Origin of the sequence: Streptomyces sp. NPDC056734 (genome assembly GCF_042790455.1) — a bacterium.
Lineage (GTDB): Bacteria > Actinomycetota > Actinomycetes > Streptomycetales > Streptomycetaceae > Streptomyces.
The window spans coordinates 65,490-85,699 of the sequence record NZ_JBHTZD010000002.1 but is presented as its reverse complement, the minus strand read 5'-3'; the positions used below and the strand labels follow the sequence as shown (position 1 = coordinate 85,699).

Annotated in this window: 19 protein-coding genes and 1 pseudogene; 12 read left to right on the top strand and 8 right to left on the bottom strand. The window is 71.0% G+C overall.

From position 1 onward, the window contains the following. Nucleotides 1–140 precede the first annotated feature (140 nt). The 6 genes from ACFRFC_RS02395 (at nt 141) to ACFRFC_RS02370 (ending at nt 7,825) form a co-directional block, all read left to right on the top strand. Complete coding sequence (locus ACFRFC_RS02395) at nt 141–2,264, top strand: GTPase (protein WP_382681983.1); 2,124 nt, start codon at nt 141–143, stop codon at nt 2,262–2,264. A 392-nt stretch (nt 2,265–2,656) separates the two neighbouring features. Then, nucleotides 2,657–3,151 carry a single-stranded DNA-binding protein gene (locus ACFRFC_RS02390; protein ID WP_382681986.1) on the top strand — a complete coding sequence of 165 codons (495 nt, stop codon included), beginning with the start codon at nt 2,657–2,659 and terminating at the stop codon, nt 3,149–3,151. Nucleotides 3,152–3,423: 272 nt separating this feature from the next. Then, entirely contained in the window at nt 3,424–4,860 is a 1,437-nt protein-coding gene (locus ACFRFC_RS02385; protein WP_382681988.1) for a Cys-Gln thioester bond-forming surface protein, read from the top strand. A 216-nt stretch (nt 4,861–5,076) separates the two neighbouring features. Continuing rightward, complete coding sequence (ettA, locus tag ACFRFC_RS02380; protein WP_382681990.1) at nt 5,077–6,741, top strand: energy-dependent translational throttle protein EttA; 1,665 nt, start codon at nt 5,077–5,079, stop codon at nt 6,739–6,741. Nucleotides 6,742–6,743: 2 nt separating this feature from the next. Continuing rightward, nucleotides 6,744–7,154, top strand: coding sequence for an acyl-CoA thioesterase (locus ACFRFC_RS02375; RefSeq protein ID WP_382681992.1), 411 nt, complete (start codon nt 6,744–6,746; stop codon nt 7,152–7,154). Beyond that, nucleotides 7,151–7,825, top strand: coding sequence for a hypothetical protein (locus tag ACFRFC_RS02370; RefSeq protein ID WP_382681995.1), 675 nt, complete (start codon nt 7,151–7,153; stop codon nt 7,823–7,825). Before ACFRFC_RS02375 ends, ACFRFC_RS02370 begins: the two co-directional genes overlap by 4 nt. A 33-nt stretch (nt 7,826–7,858) precedes the next feature. Here the strand turns inward: ACFRFC_RS02370 and ACFRFC_RS02365 are convergent. The 3 genes and pseudogenes from ACFRFC_RS02365 to ACFRFC_RS02355 form a co-directional block, all read right to left on the bottom strand. Continuing rightward, nucleotides 7,859–8,125: pseudogene (locus ACFRFC_RS02365) on the bottom strand (ABC transporter ATP-binding protein); the annotation flags it as partial. 242 nt (nt 8,126–8,367) lie between these two features. Further along, a complete protein-coding gene (locus ACFRFC_RS02360) occupies nt 8,368–8,781 on the bottom strand; it encodes a globin (protein WP_382682115.1) in 414 nt (137 codons plus the stop codon). A gap of 842 nt (nt 8,782–9,623) precedes the next feature. Further along, on the bottom strand, nt 9,624–10,082 hold the full coding sequence (locus ACFRFC_RS02355; protein WP_383112577.1) for an ATP-binding protein: 459 nt from the start codon (nt 10,080–10,082) through the stop codon (nt 9,624–9,626). Between the two features lie 297 nt (nt 10,083–10,379). On the opposite strand from ACFRFC_RS02355, the gene ACFRFC_RS02350 reads away from it, so the two are divergent. The 3 genes from ACFRFC_RS02350 (at nt 10,380) to ACFRFC_RS02340 (ending at nt 12,505) form a co-directional block, all read left to right on the top strand. After that, entirely contained in the window at nt 10,380–11,249 is an 870-nt protein-coding gene (locus ACFRFC_RS02350) for a helix-turn-helix domain-containing protein (protein WP_382681997.1), read from the top strand. 29 nt (nt 11,250–11,278) lie between these two features. Beyond that, nucleotides 11,279–11,473 carry a DUF397 domain-containing protein gene (locus ACFRFC_RS02345; protein ID WP_382681999.1) on the top strand — a complete coding sequence of 65 codons (195 nt, stop codon included), beginning with the start codon at nt 11,279–11,281 and terminating at the stop codon, nt 11,471–11,473. Between the two features lie 408 nt (nt 11,474–11,881). Continuing rightward, nucleotides 11,882–12,505 (top strand): DUF4232 domain-containing protein, encoded by a 624-nt coding sequence (locus ACFRFC_RS02340; RefSeq protein ID WP_382682001.1) that lies wholly within the window; start codon nt 11,882–11,884, stop codon nt 12,503–12,505. Nucleotides 12,506–12,595: 90 nt separating this feature from the next. On the opposite strand, the gene ACFRFC_RS02335 is transcribed toward ACFRFC_RS02340, so the two are convergent. Both ACFRFC_RS02335 and ACFRFC_RS02330 read right to left on the bottom strand, forming a co-directional pair. After that, nucleotides 12,596–13,447, bottom strand: coding sequence for a helix-turn-helix domain-containing protein (locus tag ACFRFC_RS02335; RefSeq protein WP_382682003.1), 852 nt, complete (start codon nt 13,445–13,447; stop codon nt 12,596–12,598). A 23-nt stretch (nt 13,448–13,470) separates the two neighbouring features. Then, nucleotides 13,471–14,004, bottom strand: a complete 534-nt coding sequence (locus ACFRFC_RS02330; RefSeq protein WP_382682004.1) for a DUF6879 family protein — start codon at nt 14,002–14,004, stop codon at nt 13,471–13,473. A 218-nt stretch (nt 14,005–14,222) separates the two neighbouring features. Between ACFRFC_RS02330 and ACFRFC_RS02325 the strand changes: the two genes are divergently transcribed. The 3 genes from ACFRFC_RS02325 (at nt 14,223) to ACFRFC_RS02315 (ending at nt 16,007) form a co-directional block, all read left to right on the top strand. Next, on the top strand, nt 14,223–14,393 hold the full coding sequence (locus tag ACFRFC_RS02325) for a DUF397 domain-containing protein (RefSeq protein ID WP_382682007.1): 171 nt from the start codon (nt 14,223–14,225) through the stop codon (nt 14,391–14,393). Nucleotides 14,394–14,431: 38 nt separating this feature from the next. Then, nucleotides 14,432–14,899, top strand: coding sequence for a hypothetical protein (locus ACFRFC_RS02320; protein ID WP_382682010.1), 468 nt, complete (start codon nt 14,432–14,434; stop codon nt 14,897–14,899). A 121-nt stretch (nt 14,900–15,020) separates the two neighbouring features. After that, a complete protein-coding gene (locus ACFRFC_RS02315) occupies nt 15,021–16,007 on the top strand; it encodes a methyltransferase domain-containing protein (protein WP_382682012.1) in 987 nt (328 codons plus the stop codon). Between the two features lie 33 nt (nt 16,008–16,040). On the opposite strand, the gene ACFRFC_RS02310 is transcribed toward ACFRFC_RS02315, so the two are convergent. The 3 genes from ACFRFC_RS02310 to ACFRFC_RS02300 form a co-directional block, all read right to left on the bottom strand. Further along, nucleotides 16,041–17,426, bottom strand: coding sequence for an FHA domain-containing protein (locus tag ACFRFC_RS02310; protein ID WP_382682015.1), 1,386 nt, complete (start codon nt 17,424–17,426; stop codon nt 16,041–16,043). A gap of 248 nt (nt 17,427–17,674) precedes the next feature. Continuing rightward, nucleotides 17,675–19,021 carry a VWA domain-containing protein gene (locus ACFRFC_RS02305; RefSeq protein WP_382682018.1) on the bottom strand — a complete coding sequence of 449 codons (1,347 nt, stop codon included), beginning with the start codon at nt 19,019–19,021 and terminating at the stop codon, nt 17,675–17,677. Between the two features lie 247 nt (nt 19,022–19,268). Beyond that, nucleotides 19,269–20,210 (bottom strand): PP2C family protein-serine/threonine phosphatase (locus tag ACFRFC_RS02300; protein ID WP_383112576.1); only part of this gene is annotated, 942 nt, incomplete at its 5' end.

Below are 20,210 nucleotides of genomic sequence, written 5' to 3'. Positions count from 1 at the left end.
AGAGTGCTTCCCGTGAGGCCACGGACGTAACCGCGTCCCTGGACGGAGGGCCTCCTAAGGAGGTCGCTCACAAGAACCCGCCCCCTGTCGTTCACAAAAACCCGCCCCCTAAGGACGCCGTTCACCAGAATCCGCCCCCTATGGACGCCGCGAACGACCAGCACCCGGACCCCGACCCCGGCACCACCCCACCGGAACCCCCCTCCGGGACCCGGCACGACCAGGCCGCAAACCCCCGCCCCGCGCGCGTACCGGCCGACCCGCCCCGTCGTACGGGGAGCGCCCGCGCGGAGGGCTTCCGGACAGAGGCTTCCTTGGCGGAGGGTTTCCGGGTGGAGGTCTCTTTGGCGGAGGGCTTCCGAACGGACGCTTCCCTGGCGGAGGGCTTCAGGAAAGAGCCCTCCCTGGCGGAAGGTTTCCGGACCGAGGACACCGAGGACACCCACGTCACCGACCCTCCGCGCGCCGAACCCCCTCCCCAGGAGCGCGGCCCCCGTACGGCGGCCAAGGCGTCCCCGGGCGAGTCGCGCCGTCCCGGCGGCAGAGCGCACCCGGAGCCCGAGGGCCCCGCATGGGACGACGGACTCATCGCCCGCCGGGTGAACGAGGACGAGGACCAGCCCCCCGTCCCGGTGGCCGCCGAGACCCGCGTCGGCAGCGCGCTGCCGGTGACGCCGCTGGCGTTCGACGGCCCGCTGCGCTCACGCCTGGACGCGCTGCGCGAACTGGTCGGGCTCTCCCGGACCCGGCTGGACAGCCGCACACTCGCCGAGGCGGGCCGGGTGCTGGACGAGGCCGCCACCCGCCGCAGGCTCTCCGGGCAGCACACGGTCGTGGCCCTCGCGGGCGCCACCGGCAGCGGGAAGTCACAGCTGTTCAACGCGCTCGCCGGGGTCCCCATCTCCGAGACCGGCGTACGGCGGCCCACCACCTCCTCGCCCATCGCGTGCAGCTGGAGCGACGGCGCCGCGACCCTCATCGACCGGCTCGGCATCCCGGGAAGGCTGCGCCGCCGCCCCATGCACAGCCCGGAGGCCGAGGCGCAGCTGCGCGGGCTGGTCCTGATCGACCTGCCCGACGTGGACTCCGCCGCCGTGGAGCACCGCGAGCAGGCGGACCGGGTGCTCGCCCTGGTCGACGCCGTGGTCTGGGTCGTCGACCCGGAGAAATACGCCGACGCCGTCCTGCACGAACGCTATCTGCGGCCGATGGCCGGTCACGCCGAGGTCATGTTCGTCGTCCTCAACCAGATCGACCGGCTGCCCGGCGAGGCCACCGAGCAGGTCCTGGACGATCTGCGGCGGCTCCTGGACGAGGACGGCATCGCCCTCGGCGAGTACGGCGAACCCGGCGCCAACGTCCTCGCCCTGTCCGCGCTCACCGGGGACGGCCTGGGCGAGCTGCGTGAGGCGCTGGGCCAGTTCGTGGCCGAGCGGGGCGCCGCCGCCCGCCGGATCTCCGCCGACATGGACGCCGCCGCGCACCGGCTGCGGCCCGTCTACGCCACCGGCCGGCGTGCCGGGCTCAGCGAGGAGGCGCGCGACGAGTTCTCCGCGCGGCTCGCCGACGCGGTGGGCGCCACCGCCGCCGGGGAGGCCGCCGAGCGCGCCTGGCTGCGCAACGCCAACCGTGCGTGCGGCACGCCATGGCTGCGGCTGTGGCGCTGGTACCAAGACCGCGGCGATTCCTCCACCGGCCGCCACCCGCTGCGCCCGCAGGCGGACGAGGAGACCACCGCGCGCCAGCGGGTCGAGCAGGCCGTACGGACGGTCGCCGACCGCGCGTCGGCCGGGCTGGCCACGCCCTGGGCGCAGGCGGTGCGCGAGGCGGCGGTACGCGGCGCGCAGGGCCTGCCGGAGGCCCTGGACGACCTGGCCACGCGCGCGGGGCTGCCACCGGGACGTCCCCCGCGTCCGGGCTGGTGGCCGGTCGCCGTACTCGCCCAGGCCGCCATGACGATCCTTCAGATCGTCGGCGGGCTGTGGCTGGTGGGCCAGATCGCCGGCTTCATGGCCCCGAACCTGGGCGTACCGGTGCTGCTGATGATCACCGGGATCGTCGGCGGCCCGCTCGTCGAGTGGAGCTGCCGGCTGGCGGCCCGCGGCCCGGCCAGACGGTACGGGCTGGACGCCGAACGCCGGCTGCGGGACGCCGCGGCGGGGTGCGGACGGGCCCGCGTACTGGACCCGGTGGCGGCGGAACTGCTCCGGTACCGGGAGGTCAGGGAGCAGTACGCGAGGGTGGTGGGGGTGGGCGCCGGATAGGCCCCGGTCGCCGGTCCCGGCGCTTCAGCGCAGGCCCTTCAGCCCTCCCCGTGAGCCTTCAGCCCCCAGCTCGCCAGCGCCCGAACCTCGCTCCCTCGCACCCCCAAGGCCCCCACCGTTGCGGAACCCCACCTTCGAGTGGCCGAGTTATCCACAGGCGGGGACCGCGTCCACAGGGCTCAGCGGGCCCGGCCCGGCGGCGGCAGTCTGGACCCGCGGCGATCGCCACGACGGCGGTCGGCGCGAGTCCGCGGCGGACACGATCCGAGGCGACCTGGGGTGACCGGGTGACCCGAGGCGATCGCGCCCACCGCGGCGGACACCGCCGTACGGGACGGGCCCGTCGGCGTATCCGCCCGGCGTGACGGCCGGGCGAGGGAGGGTTGTGGACCATGAACGAGACGAGCGTGTGCGCGGTGGGGAACGTGGCGACGCAGCCGGTCTACCGCGAGCTGGCGTCGGGCCCGTCGGCCCGCTTCCGGCTGGCGGTGACCTCGCGCTACTTCGACCGGGAGAAGCAGGTGTGGGCCGACGGGCACACCAACTTCTTCACGGTCTGGGCCAACCGCCAGCTCGCCACGAACGTGGCGGCGTCGCTGGGGGTGGGCGACCCGGTGATCGTGCAGGGCAGGCTGAAGGTCCGCACCGATGTGCGCGAGGGACAGAGCTGGACCTCGGCGGACATCGACGCGACGGCGATCGGACACGACCTGGCCCGCGGCACCTCGGCCTTCCGCCGCGCAGGCCGCCCGGAGCCGGCGGCGACCGCACAGTCACCGCGCCCGGAGCCCGACTGGGAGACACCGCCGGGCGGGACGGAAGGAAGCGAGGCGGGGTCCGGGACGGAGACCGCCCAACAGCGGCCGGAGCTGGCGACAGTGACGTGATGTCACTGTTCACACCAGTCTGAAGCCTGAAGCGGCTTATCGGCGACTGCACCCCGGAATGGACCTCGAACAACCGTGGGGATTTGTCGATAAGCCCAGCTCAAGACAGCCTGGCGATAACGATTCCGAGTCGGATCGGTTGCCCGTAGAGATCACGGGGAAGCACGGTCGGCCCGCGTCCTTAGGATGCCGGGCATAGCTCCAGGGGCTGCTGATGCTGCTGGTGGGACCACACCCCCCACATCGATAGGTCCTGCTCGAAGGGGAGTTCCGTGTTTTCTTCGTTCTGTGTGCCGCTCGTCTCCACCGGGCGCGGGCGTCGGCCGGTCCGTCCGGCCGTCGCCGCGCTGGTGGTGTGCGGGCTCGCGGCCGCCGGCGTGCTCGTCACCGCCGGTCCCGCCGCCGCGGACGGGACGGCGACGGGCCAGGGCGGGGCGATCGCCACGGTGGGCGGGCTGAAGACGTACGGGGACGCGGTCCTCCACGAAGAGACCGGCGACCGCCAGATCTCGGCCGGACTGTTCGAGATGTCCGTCGAGGGCGGCGGCACCCTCCAGACGTACTGCGTCGACCTGCTCACCCCCACACAGAAGGACGCCAAGTACTACGAGACCCCGTGGAGCGGCACCTCGCTGGGCGCCAACGAGAATGCGGGAAAGATCCGCTGGATCCTCCAGAACTCCTACCCGAAGGTCAACGACCTGACGGAGCTGGCGCGCGAGGCGGGCATCGGCTCCGGTTTCACCGAGCAGGACGCGGCGGCCGGCACCCAGGTGGCGATCTGGCGGTACTCGGACGGCGCGGAAGTGGAGGCCGTCGACCCGCAGGCGGAGCGGCTCGCCGACTATCTGGAGGACAAGGCCGGGTCCACGGCGGAGCCCAGCGCCTCGCTGACCCTGGAGCCGCCCGCGGTCTCCGGCTCCCCGGGCACCCTGCTCGGCCCGGTCACCGTGCGCACCGGCGCGGACAGTGTGACGGTGACGCCGCCCGCCGACGCCGCCACCTCGGGCGTGCGGATCGTCGACGAGCAGGGCGAGCCCGTCACCACCGCGCAGGACGGCAGCCGGCTGTACTTCGACGTGCCCGCCGACGCGGCCGACGGCACGGCGGAGCTGACCGTGCACGCCTCGACCACCGTCCCGGTGGGCCGCGCCTTCGCCTCCGAGGGCCGCAGCCAGACCCAGATCCTCGCCGGGTCCAGCGCGTCCACGGTCACCGCGACCGCGAGCGCGGTATGGGCGGACAGCGGCCCGATACCCGCCCTGTCCGCGCGGGAGAACTGCGCCGAGGGCGGGGTCGACATCACCGCCGTCAACGCGGGCACCAAGCCCTTCACCTTCGAACTCCTCGGCATCGAGCACACCATCCCGGCCGACACCACCCGCACGGTGACGGTCCCGCTCCTCGAAGACCAGGCGTACGACTTCACGATCACCGGACCCGGCGGCCTGGAGCAGCGCTTCAGCGGCGTCCTGGACTGCCTCACCCAGAGCACCGGCTCGAACGACGGCGAGACCACCCAGATCTTCAGCGAGCCCAGCCCGGCCACCGTCGGCGGCGGCACCTCCGAGGAACTCAACCTCGCCGAGTCCGGCTCCTCCGGCGCCACCCCGCTGATCGGCGGCGTCGCCATCGGCCTGGTCGTGATCGGCGGCGCGGTAGTGATCCTCCTGCGCGAACGCGAGAGAACCGCCCCGCACCAGGACTGACCGTCCCCGCTCCTTGACACCTCCACAGTGCGCGACGGCCCGACGACGCGCCGTCGGGCCCCGTACGGCCCTCACCACCCCCACAAGGCCCCCACCCGCCCCAGAAACCCCAGGTCAGCGCCAGCCACTGAGACTGGTTTCCTCCAGGGGGTGACGGTCGGGCAAGATGGGCTGTATCTGCCCACTGCCAGATTTCAAGCTGCCGGACGGTTTCTCTTGGCTGAGTTCATTTACACCATGCGCAAGGCGCGCAAGGCGCACGGCGACAAGGTGATCCTCGACGACGTCACCCTGAGCTTCTATCCGGGTGCCAAGATCGGCGTCGTCGGCCCGAACGGAGCCGGTAAGTCGACGGTTCTGAAGATCATGGCGGGACTGGAGCAGCCCTCGAACGGCGACGCGTTCCTGTCGCCCGGATACACGGTCGGCATCCTGCTCCAGGAGCCCCCGCTGAGCGAGGACAAGACCGTCCTGGAGAACGTGCAGGAGGGCGTCGCCGAGGTCAAGGGCAAGCTCGACCGGTTCAACGAGATCGCCGAGCTGATGGCGACCGACTATTCGGACGCGCTCCTCGACGAGATGGGCAAGCTCCAGGAGGAGCTGGACCACGCGGGCGCGTGGGACCTGGACGCGCAGCTGGAGCAGGCCATGGACGCGCTGGGCTGCCCGCCCGGCGACTCGCCCGTCACCACCCTCTCCGGTGGTGAGCGCCGCCGGGTCGCGCTGTGCAAGCTGCTGCTGGAGGCGCCCGACCTGCTGCTGCTGGACGAGCCCACCAACCACCTGGACGCCGAGTCGGTGAACTGGCTGGAGCAGCACCTGGCCAAGTACGAGGGCACCGTCGTGGCCGTCACCCACGACCGGTACTTCCTGGACAACGTGGCGGGCTGGATCTGCGAGGTCGACCGCGGCCGGCTGCACGGCTACGAGGGCAACTACTCCAAGTACCTGGAGACCAAGGCGACCCGCCTCAAGGTCGAGGGCGCGAAGGACATCAAGCGGCAGAAGCGGCTCAAGGACGAGCTGGAGTGGGTCCGCTCCAACGCCAAGGGGCGGCAGGCCAAGTCCAAGGCGCGGCTCGCCCGCTACGAGGAGATGGCCGCCGAGGCGGACAAGATGCGGAAGCTGGACTTCGAGGAGATCCAGATCCCGCCGGGCCCCCGCCTGGGCTCCATCGTCGTGGAGGTCACCAACCTCACCAAGGGGTTCGGCGACAAGGTCCTCATCGACGACCTCTCCTTCACGCTCCCCCGCAACGGCATCGTGGGGGTGATCGGCCCCAACGGCGCCGGAAAGACCACCCTGTTCAAGATGATCCAGGGCTTCGAGCAGCCCGACTCCGGCAGCATCAAGGTCGGCGACACCGTCAAGATCTCCTACGTCGACCAGAGCCGCGAGAACATCGACCCCAAGAAGACCCTGTGGGCCGTGGTCTCCGACGAGCTGGACTACATCAACGTCGGCCAGGTCGAGATGCCGTCCCGCGCCTATGTCTCGGCGTTCGGCTTCAAGGGCCCGGACCAGCAGAAGCCGGCCGGGGTGCTCTCCGGCGGTGAGCGCAACCGCCTCAACCTCGCCCTCACCCTCAAGCAGGGCGGCAATCTGCTGCTCCTCGACGAACCGACCAACGACCTCGACGTCGAGACCCTCTCCAGCCTGGAGAACGCGCTCCTCGAATTCCCCGGCTGCGCCGTGGTCGTCTCCCACGACCGCTGGTTCCTGGACCGGGTCGCCACCCACATCCTCGCCTACGAGGGCGAGTCCAAGTGGTTCTGGTTCGAGGGCAACTTCGAGTCGTACGAGAAGAACAAGATCGAGCGGCTCGGTGCGGACGCCGCGCGTCCGCACCGCGCCACCTACAAGAAGCTGACCCGGGGCTGACCTTGCGGCACATCTACCGCTGCCCACTGCGCTGGGCGGACATGGACGCGTACGGCCACGTCAACAACGTGGTCTTCCTCCGCTATCTGGAGGAGGCCCGTATCGACTTCCTGTTCCGTCCGGAGAAGGACTTCCAGCAGGGGTCGGTGGTGGCCCGCCACGAGATCGACTACAAACGCCAGCTCGTCCACCGGCACACCCCCGTGGACATCGAGCTGTGGGTCACCCAGATCAGGGCCGCGTCCTTCACCCTCACCTACGAGGTGAAGGACGGGGACACGGTCTATGTCCGCGCCTCGACCGTCATAGTGCCGTTCGACTTCCAGGCGCAGCGCCCGCGCCGGATCACCGACGAGGAACGCGAGTTCCTCGACGGCTTCCGGGACGACCAGGAGAAGGCCGTCGCCGCATGACGGCGCTCCACCTCGCCGACGAAGGGGAGGCGGCGGATCTCGCGGCCTTCCTCTCCCGGTTGCTCCACTACGACCGTTCCGCCGTGGTGCGCCTCCAGGCGACCGGCACCGCCCTTGCCGTCTTCGGCCGCCCGCCCTCCTTCGAGGTGCTGGCGATCCGCGCGGTCCGGCTGGCGAAACCGTACGAGAACGGGCTGGATGTCTCCCTGGATGTGACGGTGTCCGCGGGAGAACTGCTGGAGTCCGTGGACGAGGCCGCGGCGACCGCGGCCCTGCCACGCGCGGTGACCGGCCCGCCATGGGCCGGGGTGCTGCCCCCGCGCGGCGGCTGGCGGCCCGAACCGGGGCTGCCGGGACCGGAGGCGCTGCGGGCGCTGGTACGGGCGGCGGTCACCGAGTTCAAGGCCCGCACCCAGGAACTGACCCCCGAGCACCGGGTCCGGGCCGAACTCGACCGGATCGGGCGGGAGATCTGGTCCCGCACGGTCGGAGACACCGCCCTGCCGGTACGGGCGGTGCACGCGGCCCAGTCGCTGGGCTTCCTGCGCCCCGGCGCCCCGGGCGACCTGGCACTGTTCTCCTCGGGCGCCTGGCTCCGGCTGCGCACGGCGTACGGCTCGATCGCGGTCCGCCAGCCGGGCACGGGCCCCCTGGGCCTCAGCGTGCGCTGACCGGCCCCCGGCCGCCGTTCTCCCGCACAGCCCTCACCGGTCGTCCCGGTCGCTGTCGTCCGGCCATACGGCGATATGGTCCCGTTCCAGTTCCAGGGCCACCCGGTCGCGCATGCCGAGGGCGCTGGTGTAGTCGGCGGGGAGCTGGAGCCGTCCGGCCCGGTCCAGCATGGCGTACTCGCGGGCCACGACCGTCTCCCGGCCGGTGGCAGCGTCGATCTCGCTGCGCCGCAGCACCTCCGTGGACGTACGGCCGTCCCGGATGGCGACCGTGCGGCGCACCTCCCCGGCCACGGCCTGAGCAGCGCCGCCGCCAGCAGCCGGTGCGCGCGCCCGCGCAGCAGCACAAACCTGACAGCCCCCGTGCCCCCCACCCCGTACGCCCCGTCCCCCTGCGCTCTCCCCGGACGTCGGTGATGTTGTCAGAGGGGGTGGGCCCCGGATAAGCGCCAGCGAACCGGCCTTGACCGGATTGTGACCGAAAATCGGCGAAGGATGCCCGGAATCCGAGCTTCAGCGGACGCTCGCGGTCGGCGGGGCGCTCAGCCGGGGGTATTGATCATCGAGGCGGCGGCGTACGTCAGGTACTTCCACAGCGTCCGCTCATGCTCGTCGGACAGCCCCAGCTCGTCCACGGCGACCCGCATGTGCCTCAGCCAGGCGTCGTGCGCGGCCTGGTCCACGACGAACGGGGCGTGCCGCATCCGCAGCCGGGGGTGACCACGGTTGTCGCTGTATGTGGTGGGCCCACCCCAGTACTGGATGAGGAACAGCGTGAACCGCTCCTCGGCGGGTCCGAGGTCCTCCTCGGGGTACATGGCCCGCAGGACCGGGTCCTCGGCGACCCCCTCGTAGAAACGGTGGACCAGGCGGCGGAAGGTCTCCTCCCCGCCGACCTGCTCGTAGAAGGTCTGCTCCTGAAGCGTGCCGCGCGGAATCTCGTTCACGCCCTCCATGGTGTCAGACGGGTGGATGGAGGACTTGAGGCTTAGGTCCCGGGTCCTACGGGCCGTCTCGGGGTGCCCCATCGCAATGGAGACAGGGAGATGGAGAAGGACATCGAGGAACTCCACGGGCCCGGATGACAGGCCACGCTCGCGCGCCTGGACCCGATACCCGGCACGCTCGGCGAAGGCGAGAACGGCTCGGCGCCCCCTGCGCACATTCCTGGGGCTCGCACGCGGCACGGGCCGCCATTGCAGCCGGGCGCAGAAGGCGGCGTGCGGCGGCCAGAGGCAGGTGGGGACGTCCCGCACCCAGAGCTGCGCGACCTGCCGGAAGGCGGCGGCGCGCACGAGTTCGCGCAGCGAGTCCGTGACGTGACCGACCGTGCCCGGCGACGCGAGATACGCCCAGGAGCCGGCGGGCCGGACGGGGGCCGTCAGACCGGCCCGCATGCGGTGGACGAGCAGGTCGGCGTGCGGATCCCGCCCGGGATCGGGCGCCCTGCCCGCCCGCTCGACGACGTACCCCCGAGACCGCAGCCCCCTGGCGACGGCGTCCAGGCGCTCGCCCCAGAGCCGCGCGTCCGCTGTGCCCGGTACGTGTCCGGCCCCGGCCCGGTCGGGAAACCACTGGACGACGACGCACAGCTCGGCGCCCCGGGGCCAGGCGCACTCGGGCGCGTACAGGGCGCGGCACCAGCCGTCACCGGCCCTCGGACCGGACAGCCCGATGCCGTGCGGCCATCGCCTGCCGCCGAGCATGAGCTGATCCAGGTCGTGCTGGACGACGGCGGGGGCGCTGCTGTTGGGCTCGGTGGGGTCGTAGACGGGTGGTTCTGTGCGGGGGCTGACGATCACGGGCGTGGCTCCGCCGGTTCCGGGGTGGGGGTCAGGGCGAGGGAGCACCAGGTGGTGGTGCCGTCGCCGCTGACGCCCCAGTCGTCGGCGATGGCGTCGACGAGGAACAGCCCACGGCCGGTCTCGTCGTCGGGGGTGGCGTGGCGCGGCGAGGGCGGGGTGGGGGAGCCGTCCGCGACCTCGATCAGGAGGTGGTCGTCGTGGAAGCGCATACGGAAGCGGACGGTGGGTCCGGTGCCGTGCCGCAGGGCGTTGGTGAGCAGCTCGGTGGCGAGCAGCTCGGCGGGCTCGACGAGGTCGGGCTGACGCCGGTGGGTGAGCGAGGCACGGACGATCCGCCGGAAGCGGCGGGGCCAGGCCGCGTCGGCGGGGGTGAGGTGGTGGGGGGTTGAGGCCGGGTCCCGTTCGAAGGAGATGTCGGTACCGGCGGCCATGCGCATCACGGTCGATGTCATGCCAGTTCTCCGGGGCTGGTGTGGGGGCGCACGCGCGGGGTTTTGGGCGCGAGCGGGCGGTGGGAGTCACGCGTTGTCCTGAAGCGGTTACTCCCGGTGGTGCTCTGAAATACCGTGATGCATGCGCGATTTACAAGGCAAGCGCGTTGGCGATACCGCTCAAACTGGCAAATGCCCGAGCGTGGGCATGGGATGGCTCCATGGGGTACAGGGTGTGGCGTGGGCAGGGACCCGCCCCCCAGTGGCACCGGACATGCGCACGCCGGGCACCGACAGAAGCAGGGAGAGGGATACGCAGTGGCAGCGAAGCGTGGGGCGACCTTTCGCCGCAGGGAGCTAGGGAAGGAGCTGCGGAAGCTCCGGGAGAAGAAGGGCGAAACCCTTCAGGAGGTGGCCAAGGCTCTGGGCTTCTCCTTCACGAAGCTCTCCCGCGTCGAAATAGGAGCGAACGACCTTCCTCGGGTGAGCGACCTGGAGAACCTGATCGACTACCTCGCTCCAGACCTCCCGAGGGAAGACGTAGGGACGCTGCTCCAACTCCACCGGGAGTCGCTGAGCAAGGAGCCATGGACGCCGTACAAGGCGTATATGCCGTCGAAGATGCCGACGTTCCGTGGACTGGAACAGGACGCGAAGGCAGTGCGTGCCTGGCACCCTTCCTACGTCTACGGAGCCCTCCAAGCCGAGGAATATGCGCGAGCGATGTACCAACTGGCCAAGCCGGTGGACGAGACGACGACCGAGTACGTCGAGCAGAACGTCCGGCTTCGGATGGAGCGGAAGGAATTGATCACCCGCTCGGAGAACCCGCTGGAACTGCGCGTCATCATGGATGAGACAGCCGTCCGGCGGGTGGTGGGGAGCTACGAAGCGATGCGGGCCCAGCACGACGAGATCATCGAGCTGAACGAGCTGGACAACGTTACTGTCCAGATCTTGCCGCACGACGTGGTGACTTACCGCTCAGGTGGCAACTTTGCCGTCCTCATCTTCGCGGAAACCCTTGATCCTGTCGTCCAGGCTGATGTCTGGAACACGATCAGCGTCAGCGACGAACGACAAGACGTCCAACGAGCCCTCCGTCGCTTCGACGCCATGCGCGAGAGTGCCTTGCCCCCGGCCCGGACGGCGGGCTTCCTGCAACAACTAGCAAAGGAGTGGAAGTAGCCATCGATACCAGCAACGCGGCATCCGAAGTGGCACCCGAGTCCGCTTGGTTCAAGTCCTCCTACAGCGAGGAACAAGGCGGCAACTGCCTTGAGGTCGCCGACCTCTCTACGGCGGTCGGTATCCGTGACTCCAAGCACAAGTCCGGCCCCGCCCTCATCGTCCCCGCCACCGCCTGGACGACGTTCATCCATCTCGTACGTACGGGCGCGGCCCCTCACTAGCGCACCGACTGCCCGCCCACGAACACAGCGCCCGACCGGGGTTTCCCGGCTGGGCGCTTTCCGGTTCACCCTCAAGCCCGGCGGCAGCCGCACCGCACCGCCGGAACGGGTCGGTTGAGGAGGGCATGCCACAATCGGTGATCAAGACCTACGGGGTCACGGATCTGTCCCAGCCGTTGCCAGCCCACACACAGGTACGGAACAGCGGCGGGAACCGCCTCCCGACCGGCCGCAGGGCACCGCGCAGCGCGTCGCGCCCGGCCGTGCCTGTAACAGGCGGGTATTAGCCGGAGGTTGGGCGGAACGAGCCACCCCGCCGGACCGGTCCTGCTGCTCAGAACCGCCGCTCACAGCGATTCGCACCGAGCGGACGGGACCCCGGCCAACCGACACTGAGGAAGAAAAACCATGCGCGTTCACAAGCTCACCCTCGCCGCCCTGGCCGTCGTCGCGAGCCTCTCGCTCACGGCCTGCCAGAACGACGACGGCAGCCTGGGGGAGAGCGACCCGAAGCCGGTGTCCACGGAGTCCTCCTCGGACAGCGCCGAGCAGGGCGACACGACGGACTCCGCCGGACAGGACACGCCCTCGGGGTCCGAAGACACCAGCGCACCCGGCACCTGCCGTACCGACGACCTGGAGATCACGGCGATCGACAGCACCATCGACGGCGACGGCGAGAACACCGTCGCGGTGGAGATGGCCAACCGCGGCGGCCAGGACTGCGACCTCTCCGGGTACGCGGGCGTCGACCTGGAGACCGACTCGGGGACGCTGTCCGCGGAGCGCACCGGTGAGGACTCCGGCCCGATCACCCTGAAGGACGGGGAGATGATCGCGTTCGGCATCACCTACCCGATCAATGACTCGGGCGGCTCAGGCGTCAGCATCACCGGACTCCTGGTGACTCCCCCGAACGAGACGAAGTCGGTCACCCTCGCCTGGCCGGGCGCCGCCACCCTGCCCGTCACGGACGGCTCCGGCTCCCCGGTACAGGTCGGCCCGCTGGGCAGTGCCGGGCAGGGCGGCTGAACCGCGGGTGCCGGGGGAGGCCCGGTGAGGTGGACAGGGGGACGGCGAGTCAGCCTCCTGCGCCCCAACACCCCGGCCGTGCCGTCACCGTCAGGACAGCGCGTCGATCGCCCGCACGATCAACGACCGAGCCTCCGCCCCGTACACCGCCATACTGCGGAGCTGCTCGAACGCTTTGAGGTAGAGGGCGATCTCGGAGGGCTGGGTGACATTCACCTCGGCGGTTGCCAGCTCGACGGAGACAAGGGTGTCATCGTGCACGGTGAACGTCTCCTGCGGCCACAGCGAGCGCTCGCGCGTGGCTGTCGGAATGATGCCGAACGACACCTGGGGGAGCGCCCCCGCCGTCAGGAGATGCCCCAACTGCGCGGCCATGGTCTCCGCGTCGCCGAGCCGGTAGTAGAGCGCGGCCTCCTCGACCACATGTACAAACCGGTGGCCAGGCTCATGGATCACCTGTGACCGCCGTACGCGGGCCGCGGCGGCCTCCGTCGCATCGTCCGGGGCGCCATGGAAACGGGCGCTTATGCCCAGCAGTGCCCGCGCGTACCCCTCGGTCTGGAGCAGTCCTGGGATCAGGACCGGGGAATACTCGCGCAGCAGCGCGGTCGAGCGATACAGCTCGACGTAACTGTCCTGGAGCCTCGCCAGCCCGGTACGTACGCGCTGCCGCCACTCGCGGTACAGCGACTCCGCATGCTGCGAGGCCGCGATCAGGTCCGCGATCTCCTCGGCCGCGCCGGTCGCCCGGCACCACAGGCGGATGTCCGTCGGCGACGGTGGAGTACGGGCGTTCTCGATCCGCGAGGTCTTGGCGTGATGCCAACCGCACTCGTTGGCCAGCTCGGTGACGGTCAGGCCGGCGTTTCTCCTCAACTCCCGCAATCGCCGCGCCACATTCGCGCGGGCGGCTTGGGCCGAGGAGGACGGCGACTTCGTCATGAGCCAGCCAACGGTGCTTTCTGTCAGTGAATCTCGTACGTTTCATGTGGGACGGCGCGTTCCCAGACCGCCTCGAACGCATCCGAACACTGCTTGACGATAGTCGGTTCCGTTCGCAGCTCCTGGCGCGGGTCTGCCCAATCTCCCACGCCGGTGAAGTGATTGAACAGGACCTGCTCCTGGTCGAAGATCCACAGATCCGCGCCCGGCAGCAGCAGATCGACCGCCCGGGGCCGGGGCAGCCACCGCACCTGTTCGCCGGCCGTCACATTGACGACCGCCCCCGCGTGCTCGTAGCGGATGTAGTCCGTGACCGGCTCGGAGACGATCCTGGCCCGTCGAACGACGACGCCACGAGCCACCGTGCTGGAGATCAATTCAAACCAGGGCGCCCAGTACTCCGAGGCGGGGTCGACGTCCCTCCGGCCTGTGCTCAGCCAGGCGTTGAAGTCGTCCTCCTCGTCACCGACGGAGTACTGATCGCGCATTTCGAGATGCACGGCGGACTGCTGAGCGGCGCCCAGCAGTTCCTCAAAGCTGGGTGCGTTCTGCGGCATCGCACGCCTCCCTCAGCATCGGCGCCAGGCGGGCGGGAACGCGGATGTAAACGCATGACGTCCTCCGTCGTCGTTGCCGTGCACTGATGTGCGCAAATCTGACGTCAGATGGAGATCTGGTCAAGGGTGAAATGTAGTTAACCGGCACTGAACAAGCCTGTACGCACATTCACGCACAACGCTGGCAGCTCTCCGCACCTCCCCCCTAGCGTGACGACGTGCGCCAAGCACCGGGCGAGACCCTCAATCAGAAGGGCACAGGGATGACCGACCTCTACGACCTCCCACTGCCCGAATCCGCCGCGTTCAAGAAGGCCCCGTTGCGGTTCACCACGGCCGAGTTGGACGCCGCCGGTATCGACCCGGCCCGCTTCGGGCTCTCGGCCTGACGTCGCTGTCGTCCGTACGGTCCTGAAGGGGACGGCAGTTGCACCACCACGGATATCTGTGGACCGGGCCGAAGCGGCGGTTCGATGACGAGGCGCTGCGGAGGCCCGCGCACTCTCTTCCACCGCCGGGGGATGGCAGGCCGGAGCTGGTGCAGAGGTACCGGGAGGTGAGGGCCGAGTTCCCGGTCGTCGATCTGCCTCCGCTGGAGACGGCGTACTGGCTGGTCAAGCCCAGGAAGCTGGTGCGCGGGACATGGGCGGAGCCGAAGGAGGCGGCGCAGTGGCTGGGGGAGCGGCTCACCGCGTACGCGCCCCGGTTCGACTCCGAGGCCGACCGTGACAGTACGCGCCTGGCGGTCCTGGTCAGATCCGCCGCCGAGCGGCTCGCCCGGGGCGGGGACGTGTCACTCGGCTTCTACCTCGAACGGCCCTCGTATCTGCATCTGTCCCTCATCTGCTGCTCCCCGCACCGGGGCATGCCGCAGCTGGAATGTCCCATGCGATAGCCCTCGAAATGCGCGATGCGAGAGCCCTCAGGTCGCCGGAGGGCGTGACGCTCCGGATTGCCCCGGTGACCCTCCGCCCCGCCTGCTCGCCTCCCGTCCGGAACCGCCGCACAGTGGACCCATGGGCGCACACGCTCCCGGGCGGGAGCTGGAGGAGCTGGCCGTGGTGGCTCGCGAGACGCTGGTGCGGGAGATCGACGCGAGCGGGGCCTGGGCCGGGGACCCGGTGTGGCGGGAGGCGTTCCAGGCGGTGCCCCGGCATCTCTTCGTGCCGTACTACTACGTCGGTGCCGTCGGCGGCTACGAGCGCTGCTGGGGGGAGAACCCCGACCCCGCCGCCCAGGAACGCTGGCTGCGCGGCGCCTATGCCGACACCCCCCTCGCCACCCGCCTGCGTGACGGGGAACTCGTCTCCTCCAGCAGCCAGCCCTCCCTCATGGCGCTCATGCTCGTCGCGCTGAACGTCCGGGACGGTGACCGGGTGCTGGAGATCGGCACGGGTACGGGCTACAACGCCGCCCTGCTAGCTCACCGGCTCGGCGATGACGGGCTCGTCACCACGATCGATCTCGAAACGGAGATCACCGACTCCGCCCTACGGCATCTCGCCGCCGCCGGGTACCGGCCCGTGGTCGTCACCGGCGACGGCGCGCGAGGCGTTCCCGAGCGCGCTCCCTTCGACCGGATCATCGCCACCTGCGCTCTGCCGAGCATCCCGCGCCCCTGGCTCGCCCAGTGCCGTCCCGGCGGGCGGATCCTCACGCCGCTGGCCACCGGCCTGATCTCGCTCACCGTGACCGGCGCCGGACACGCCGAGGGACGTTTCCTCAACACCCCCGCCTACTTCGTGCCCCTGCGCGGCACCGGCCGCCCCCCACCCGAACCGGCCCCGCTCGGCGCGGTCCCACACCCGGGCCGCGAGCACGATCTGTTCCGCTTCCTCGTCACCCTCACCCACGGCAGCCTCGACCCGCAGGACGCCTACACCCTGTGGGAGCGCGAGGGCCGACCCCGCCGCGAGCGGTACGGCATCACCGTCACCGGCGAGCGCGCCTGGTCCTGGCTCGACGCACCGGAGGGGCCGTACGCCTGGCCCCTTCCCGAATGACCACCCGGCCGCCGCCCCTCACTCGCCCCTGACTCAGCCGCGCCGGATCGTGATCGTCGTCCACGCCCCCACATGCACCCGGTCCCCGTCCTGCAACGGCACCGGCACGAACGGCTGGATCGGCTCCTCCGACCCATTCACCGTCGTACCGTTCGTCGAGTTCTGGTCGACCACCGCCCAGGTGCCGTCGTGCTGCTGCACCAGCACCGCGTGCTGATGCGAGACACCCGGGTCCTCCGGCGGCACCGACAGATCGATGTCGGGCGTCTCCCCGGTCGAGTGACGACGACGCCCGATCGTGAACTGGTTGCCGGGGAGGGTGCGCTGCTGCTCGGGCGAGTACGCGGGCAGGTTCAGGCCCGCCGCCTCGGGGCCCGAGCGCTGCATCATGGCCAGGAAGTAGTCGCGGTCCGGACCGATCGTCGCCGTCCAGGTCAGTGGACGCTGCTGCCCGGGAGGGGGCGGGGGCGGGGCCTGGTGGGAGCCGGGCTGCGGGTAGCCGTAACCCCCGCCGGGACCGGCCGGACCACCGGGACCGCCGCCGTGTGCTCCGTACCCACCCTGTCCGCCCGTCGGCGGCGAGATCACCCAGTCGTCCTCCCCGCCCCCGAAGGGCGGGCCACCGGCCGGCGGGCGTCCCGTCTCCTGCGGGAAGCCGGGATGAGCGGGCGGCGCGGGCGGTCCGGGCTGACCATGCGGACCCGGCTGCTGGAACGCCTGCGGAGCACCTCCGTGCGGACCCGGTCCACCCGGCCCACCCGGTCCACCTGGCCCGGGAAGCGGCGGAACGGGCCGGGACGGATCGCCGCCACCACCGAAGGGACCCGGACCAGGACCGTGACCGGGACCAGGACCGGGGCCGTGACCGGGCCCTCCCGGACCAGGACCCACCGGACCTCCAGGCCCACCAGGCCCCCCAGGCCCCCCAGGCCCACCGGGACCGCCAAACGGCCCCGGCCCCCCGGGACGCCCCCCACCCGGATCACCGAACGGCGGGATCGGCTCAGCCGGCCGGTTCATCTGTGACGGGCGCGAGCCCTGATAGTCGTACGCGTCGGTGCCCCCGCCATACGTCGGGCCCGGACTGGGCTGCCCGGGAGGTCCCGTCTGGAAGCCGGGCGGGGGGCCGCCGCCGGGCGGGCGCGGGGCCGCCGGGGTGTACGACGTCGCCGTGTTGGTCAGGAAGTTCCACCGGCACTCCTCGCAGAACGGCGCCGCCCCCTCGCGGGGCGTGCGGCACTGCGGGCAGAATTCCGGCGGGCGTCCGGTGCCGGGGTGGCCGGCGGGCGGCGGGAAGCCGTAACCGCCCGGGGCCGGAGGCGGCGGGGGAGGCGGGGGCACGGCACCGGCCATGCGGTGACCGCAGACCTCGCACCAATCGTCGGACCCCGACTGGTGTCCGTTCGGGCAGGTCGGCATGTCAGCGCTTCCCCCTCTCCTTTTCCCGGCCGTACGGCCGGGTTTCTCCCACCCCGAGGGGCCGGGCTCGCGGCGGACCGGGAACTCTTCGCCCCGACCCGCATTCGTGCGTCCTCTTGCGTCTGCTGTTTTTTCGACCGTCTGCTACTTCTTCTACTTCTTCGACCGTCTACCGCCACTTCAACCGTCCGGTACTTCTTCGACGGCCTGCTGCCACTCCAACCGTCCGATGTTTCCCGGACGGTTTTCTACTTCTTTACACGAACAGTCTTTGTGGACCGGGTTTCGAGAGTCATCTCGTCGGCCTCCGCGACCTTCGTCTTCAGTCGCACAGTACCTGTCGTGGCATCCACGACGTCCACCACCTTCGCCAGGAGTTTCGCCGTATCGGCGTTGCCCGAAGCGCTGGCGAGCTGAACGGCTCGGCCCAGTTTGGCCGTTGCGCCATCCATATCTCCCGATTTGCGCAAATCGAGCCCTTGCTGAATGACTTGTGCCAGCTCGGCCTGGCCGGTGTAGTGGGCGACCTGAGGATTGATCGACGTGGACGCCGCCATGTCGTCGGTCCATACGGCCCGTACCAGCCCCTGTGCCCCGAGATTGCGCACCGACCCGTCGGCCTCGGGGATGACCAGCGAGACCCGCGCGGCCAGCATCTCCTGGCCCAGGTTCGCCGCCGGAACCTCCACGCAGACGTGATAGTCCCGGGACTCGTCGCCCCAGGAGCCGGTGGGGTAGTCGCCCGCGCGCGGGCCCGCCTCCGTGCGACGGCCGGTGAGGTCGGCGACGGTCGGCGCGACCTGCTTCACGTACTTGATCGTCGTACCGACCGGGGTCCACAGCCGCAGCGAGACATCGGCGACCTCCTTGCCCATCGCCGTCTCCATCATCTGCGTGAAGTCGGCCGCCAGCCCGGTCGGATCGGCGACGATGTCGGCCGTGCCGAGCAGCGACGAGGCGATCGTTGTGACTTCTTTCACTTCCCAGTCGGTGCCCACGCCCCGCGCGTCGCAGGTGAACCGCCCGGCGCAGCTGTCCAGCGCGGCCCGCAGATCCTCCGGCGACTCGTGCTCGTTGCGGCCGTCGGTCAGCAGGATGCCGTGCCGGATCTCCACCTCCGCCGTGGACAGCAGCCGGTCGGCCAGCCGCAGCCAGGTGCCGATCGCCGTACCGCCGCCCGCGCTCAGCCGGCGCAGCGCCTGCTTGGCCTGCTCCCGGGTGGTCGGATCGGCCACCGCGAGCCGCCCGCCGGCCGGATAGACCTCCCGCGCCACATGCGTCCCGTCGATCACCGCGAAGTGCACGCCGTCACGCAGGGTGTCGATCGCCGCGGCCGTCGCATCGCGCGCGTTGCGCATCTTGGTCGGCGGGTAGTCCATCGACCCCGAGCAGTCGACCATGAGCGCGACGGCGGCCGACGGGCCCTGACCGGGCGAGTACATGTGCTGCGCCCCGACCGCGCTGCCGACGGTCCCGCCGCCGGTCGCGCTCACCGTGACGATCGCGTTGACCTCCCGGCCGCCCTCCGGCAGGTACTCGTTCTGGTACACGTCCATCGAGAACTGCGGCACGTTCGACTTCGAGAAATTGGCCATTCCTGTTCAAATCCCCCTTGGACGCCCCGAGGTGGGACGACGACAGTGGGCGGACCGGTCCCCTCCGATCCGCGAACGATCATTTCCGGACGAGGTCCCGCGGGACCCACACCCCGTAGGACCCATACCTCGCGGGACCCCTACCCCGTGGCGCCCCTGAACGGCGCCGCCGAGGCCACGTCATGCTTCATTTTTTTCCGTACGGTCGGCCCCCGGCACGCAGGGGGCACCCCCGGCACCCCCGGCCTCAGGCCGATCCTGCCCCCTGTGGCACGGCCGGGAACGGCAGGACCGCCACTGTTACGTTGTCGTGGCCCCCGCCGTCCAGGGCGTGGCCGACCAGCACCCGCGCGCTGTGCAGCGGCCGTACCGCGGCGTCGACCGGCACGGTCCGGGCCATCTCCTCGGCCCCTTCCGCGTAGTTCCACAGACCATCGGTGCATACGACCACTACACCTGGCCGGTCCGGTTTGAAGGAAGCGGTGTGCGGCTCCAGTTCGTAGGCGTCGGCGCCGAGCCAGCCGGTGATCGCGTGGGCGCGCTCGTCGGCGTAGGCCTGCGCCTCGTTCATCAGGCCCGCCGCGACCATCTGCGCCGCCCAGGAGTCGTCCTCGGTGAGCCGGGCCGGTGGTGAGGTGCGGTCGGCCGGCACCCAGTACACGCGGCTGTCGCCGACCCAGCCGACGACCAGGAGGCCGCCGGTGACGATCGCCCCGACCAGCGTGCACGCGGGGGCGTTCTGGTGCGGGAGGTGCTCGCGGGCCGTCGCCGGCTCGTTGGCCAGCGAGTTGACCGCGCGGGAGGCGGCCACGATCGCGTCGTGCATGGCCTGCTGCGGATGCGTCCCGGCGGGCAGCGCGGCGAGCAGACTGTCACCGGCCGCGCGGGAGGCCGCCAGCGAGGCGTCGTCCGGCCGGGTCGCGGAGGAGACCCCGTCACAGACGATCGCCAGCGCGGCCGTCGAGCCGTCCGGCAGCGCGGTGCAGCCGAGGGCGAACGCGTCCTCGTTGCGGTGATGCCGCAGCCCGCGATCACTGACGGCGGCGACCGGGCCGGACTCCTGCTCCATGTGGTCGCGTTCACGCGGCTGCGCGTGCCCGCAGTTCTCGCAGTACCCGTCGCCGTCCACCCGCCCCGCCCGGCAGGCCACACACAGGGCCGCACCGGCCGTCCCGACGGACCCCCCCCG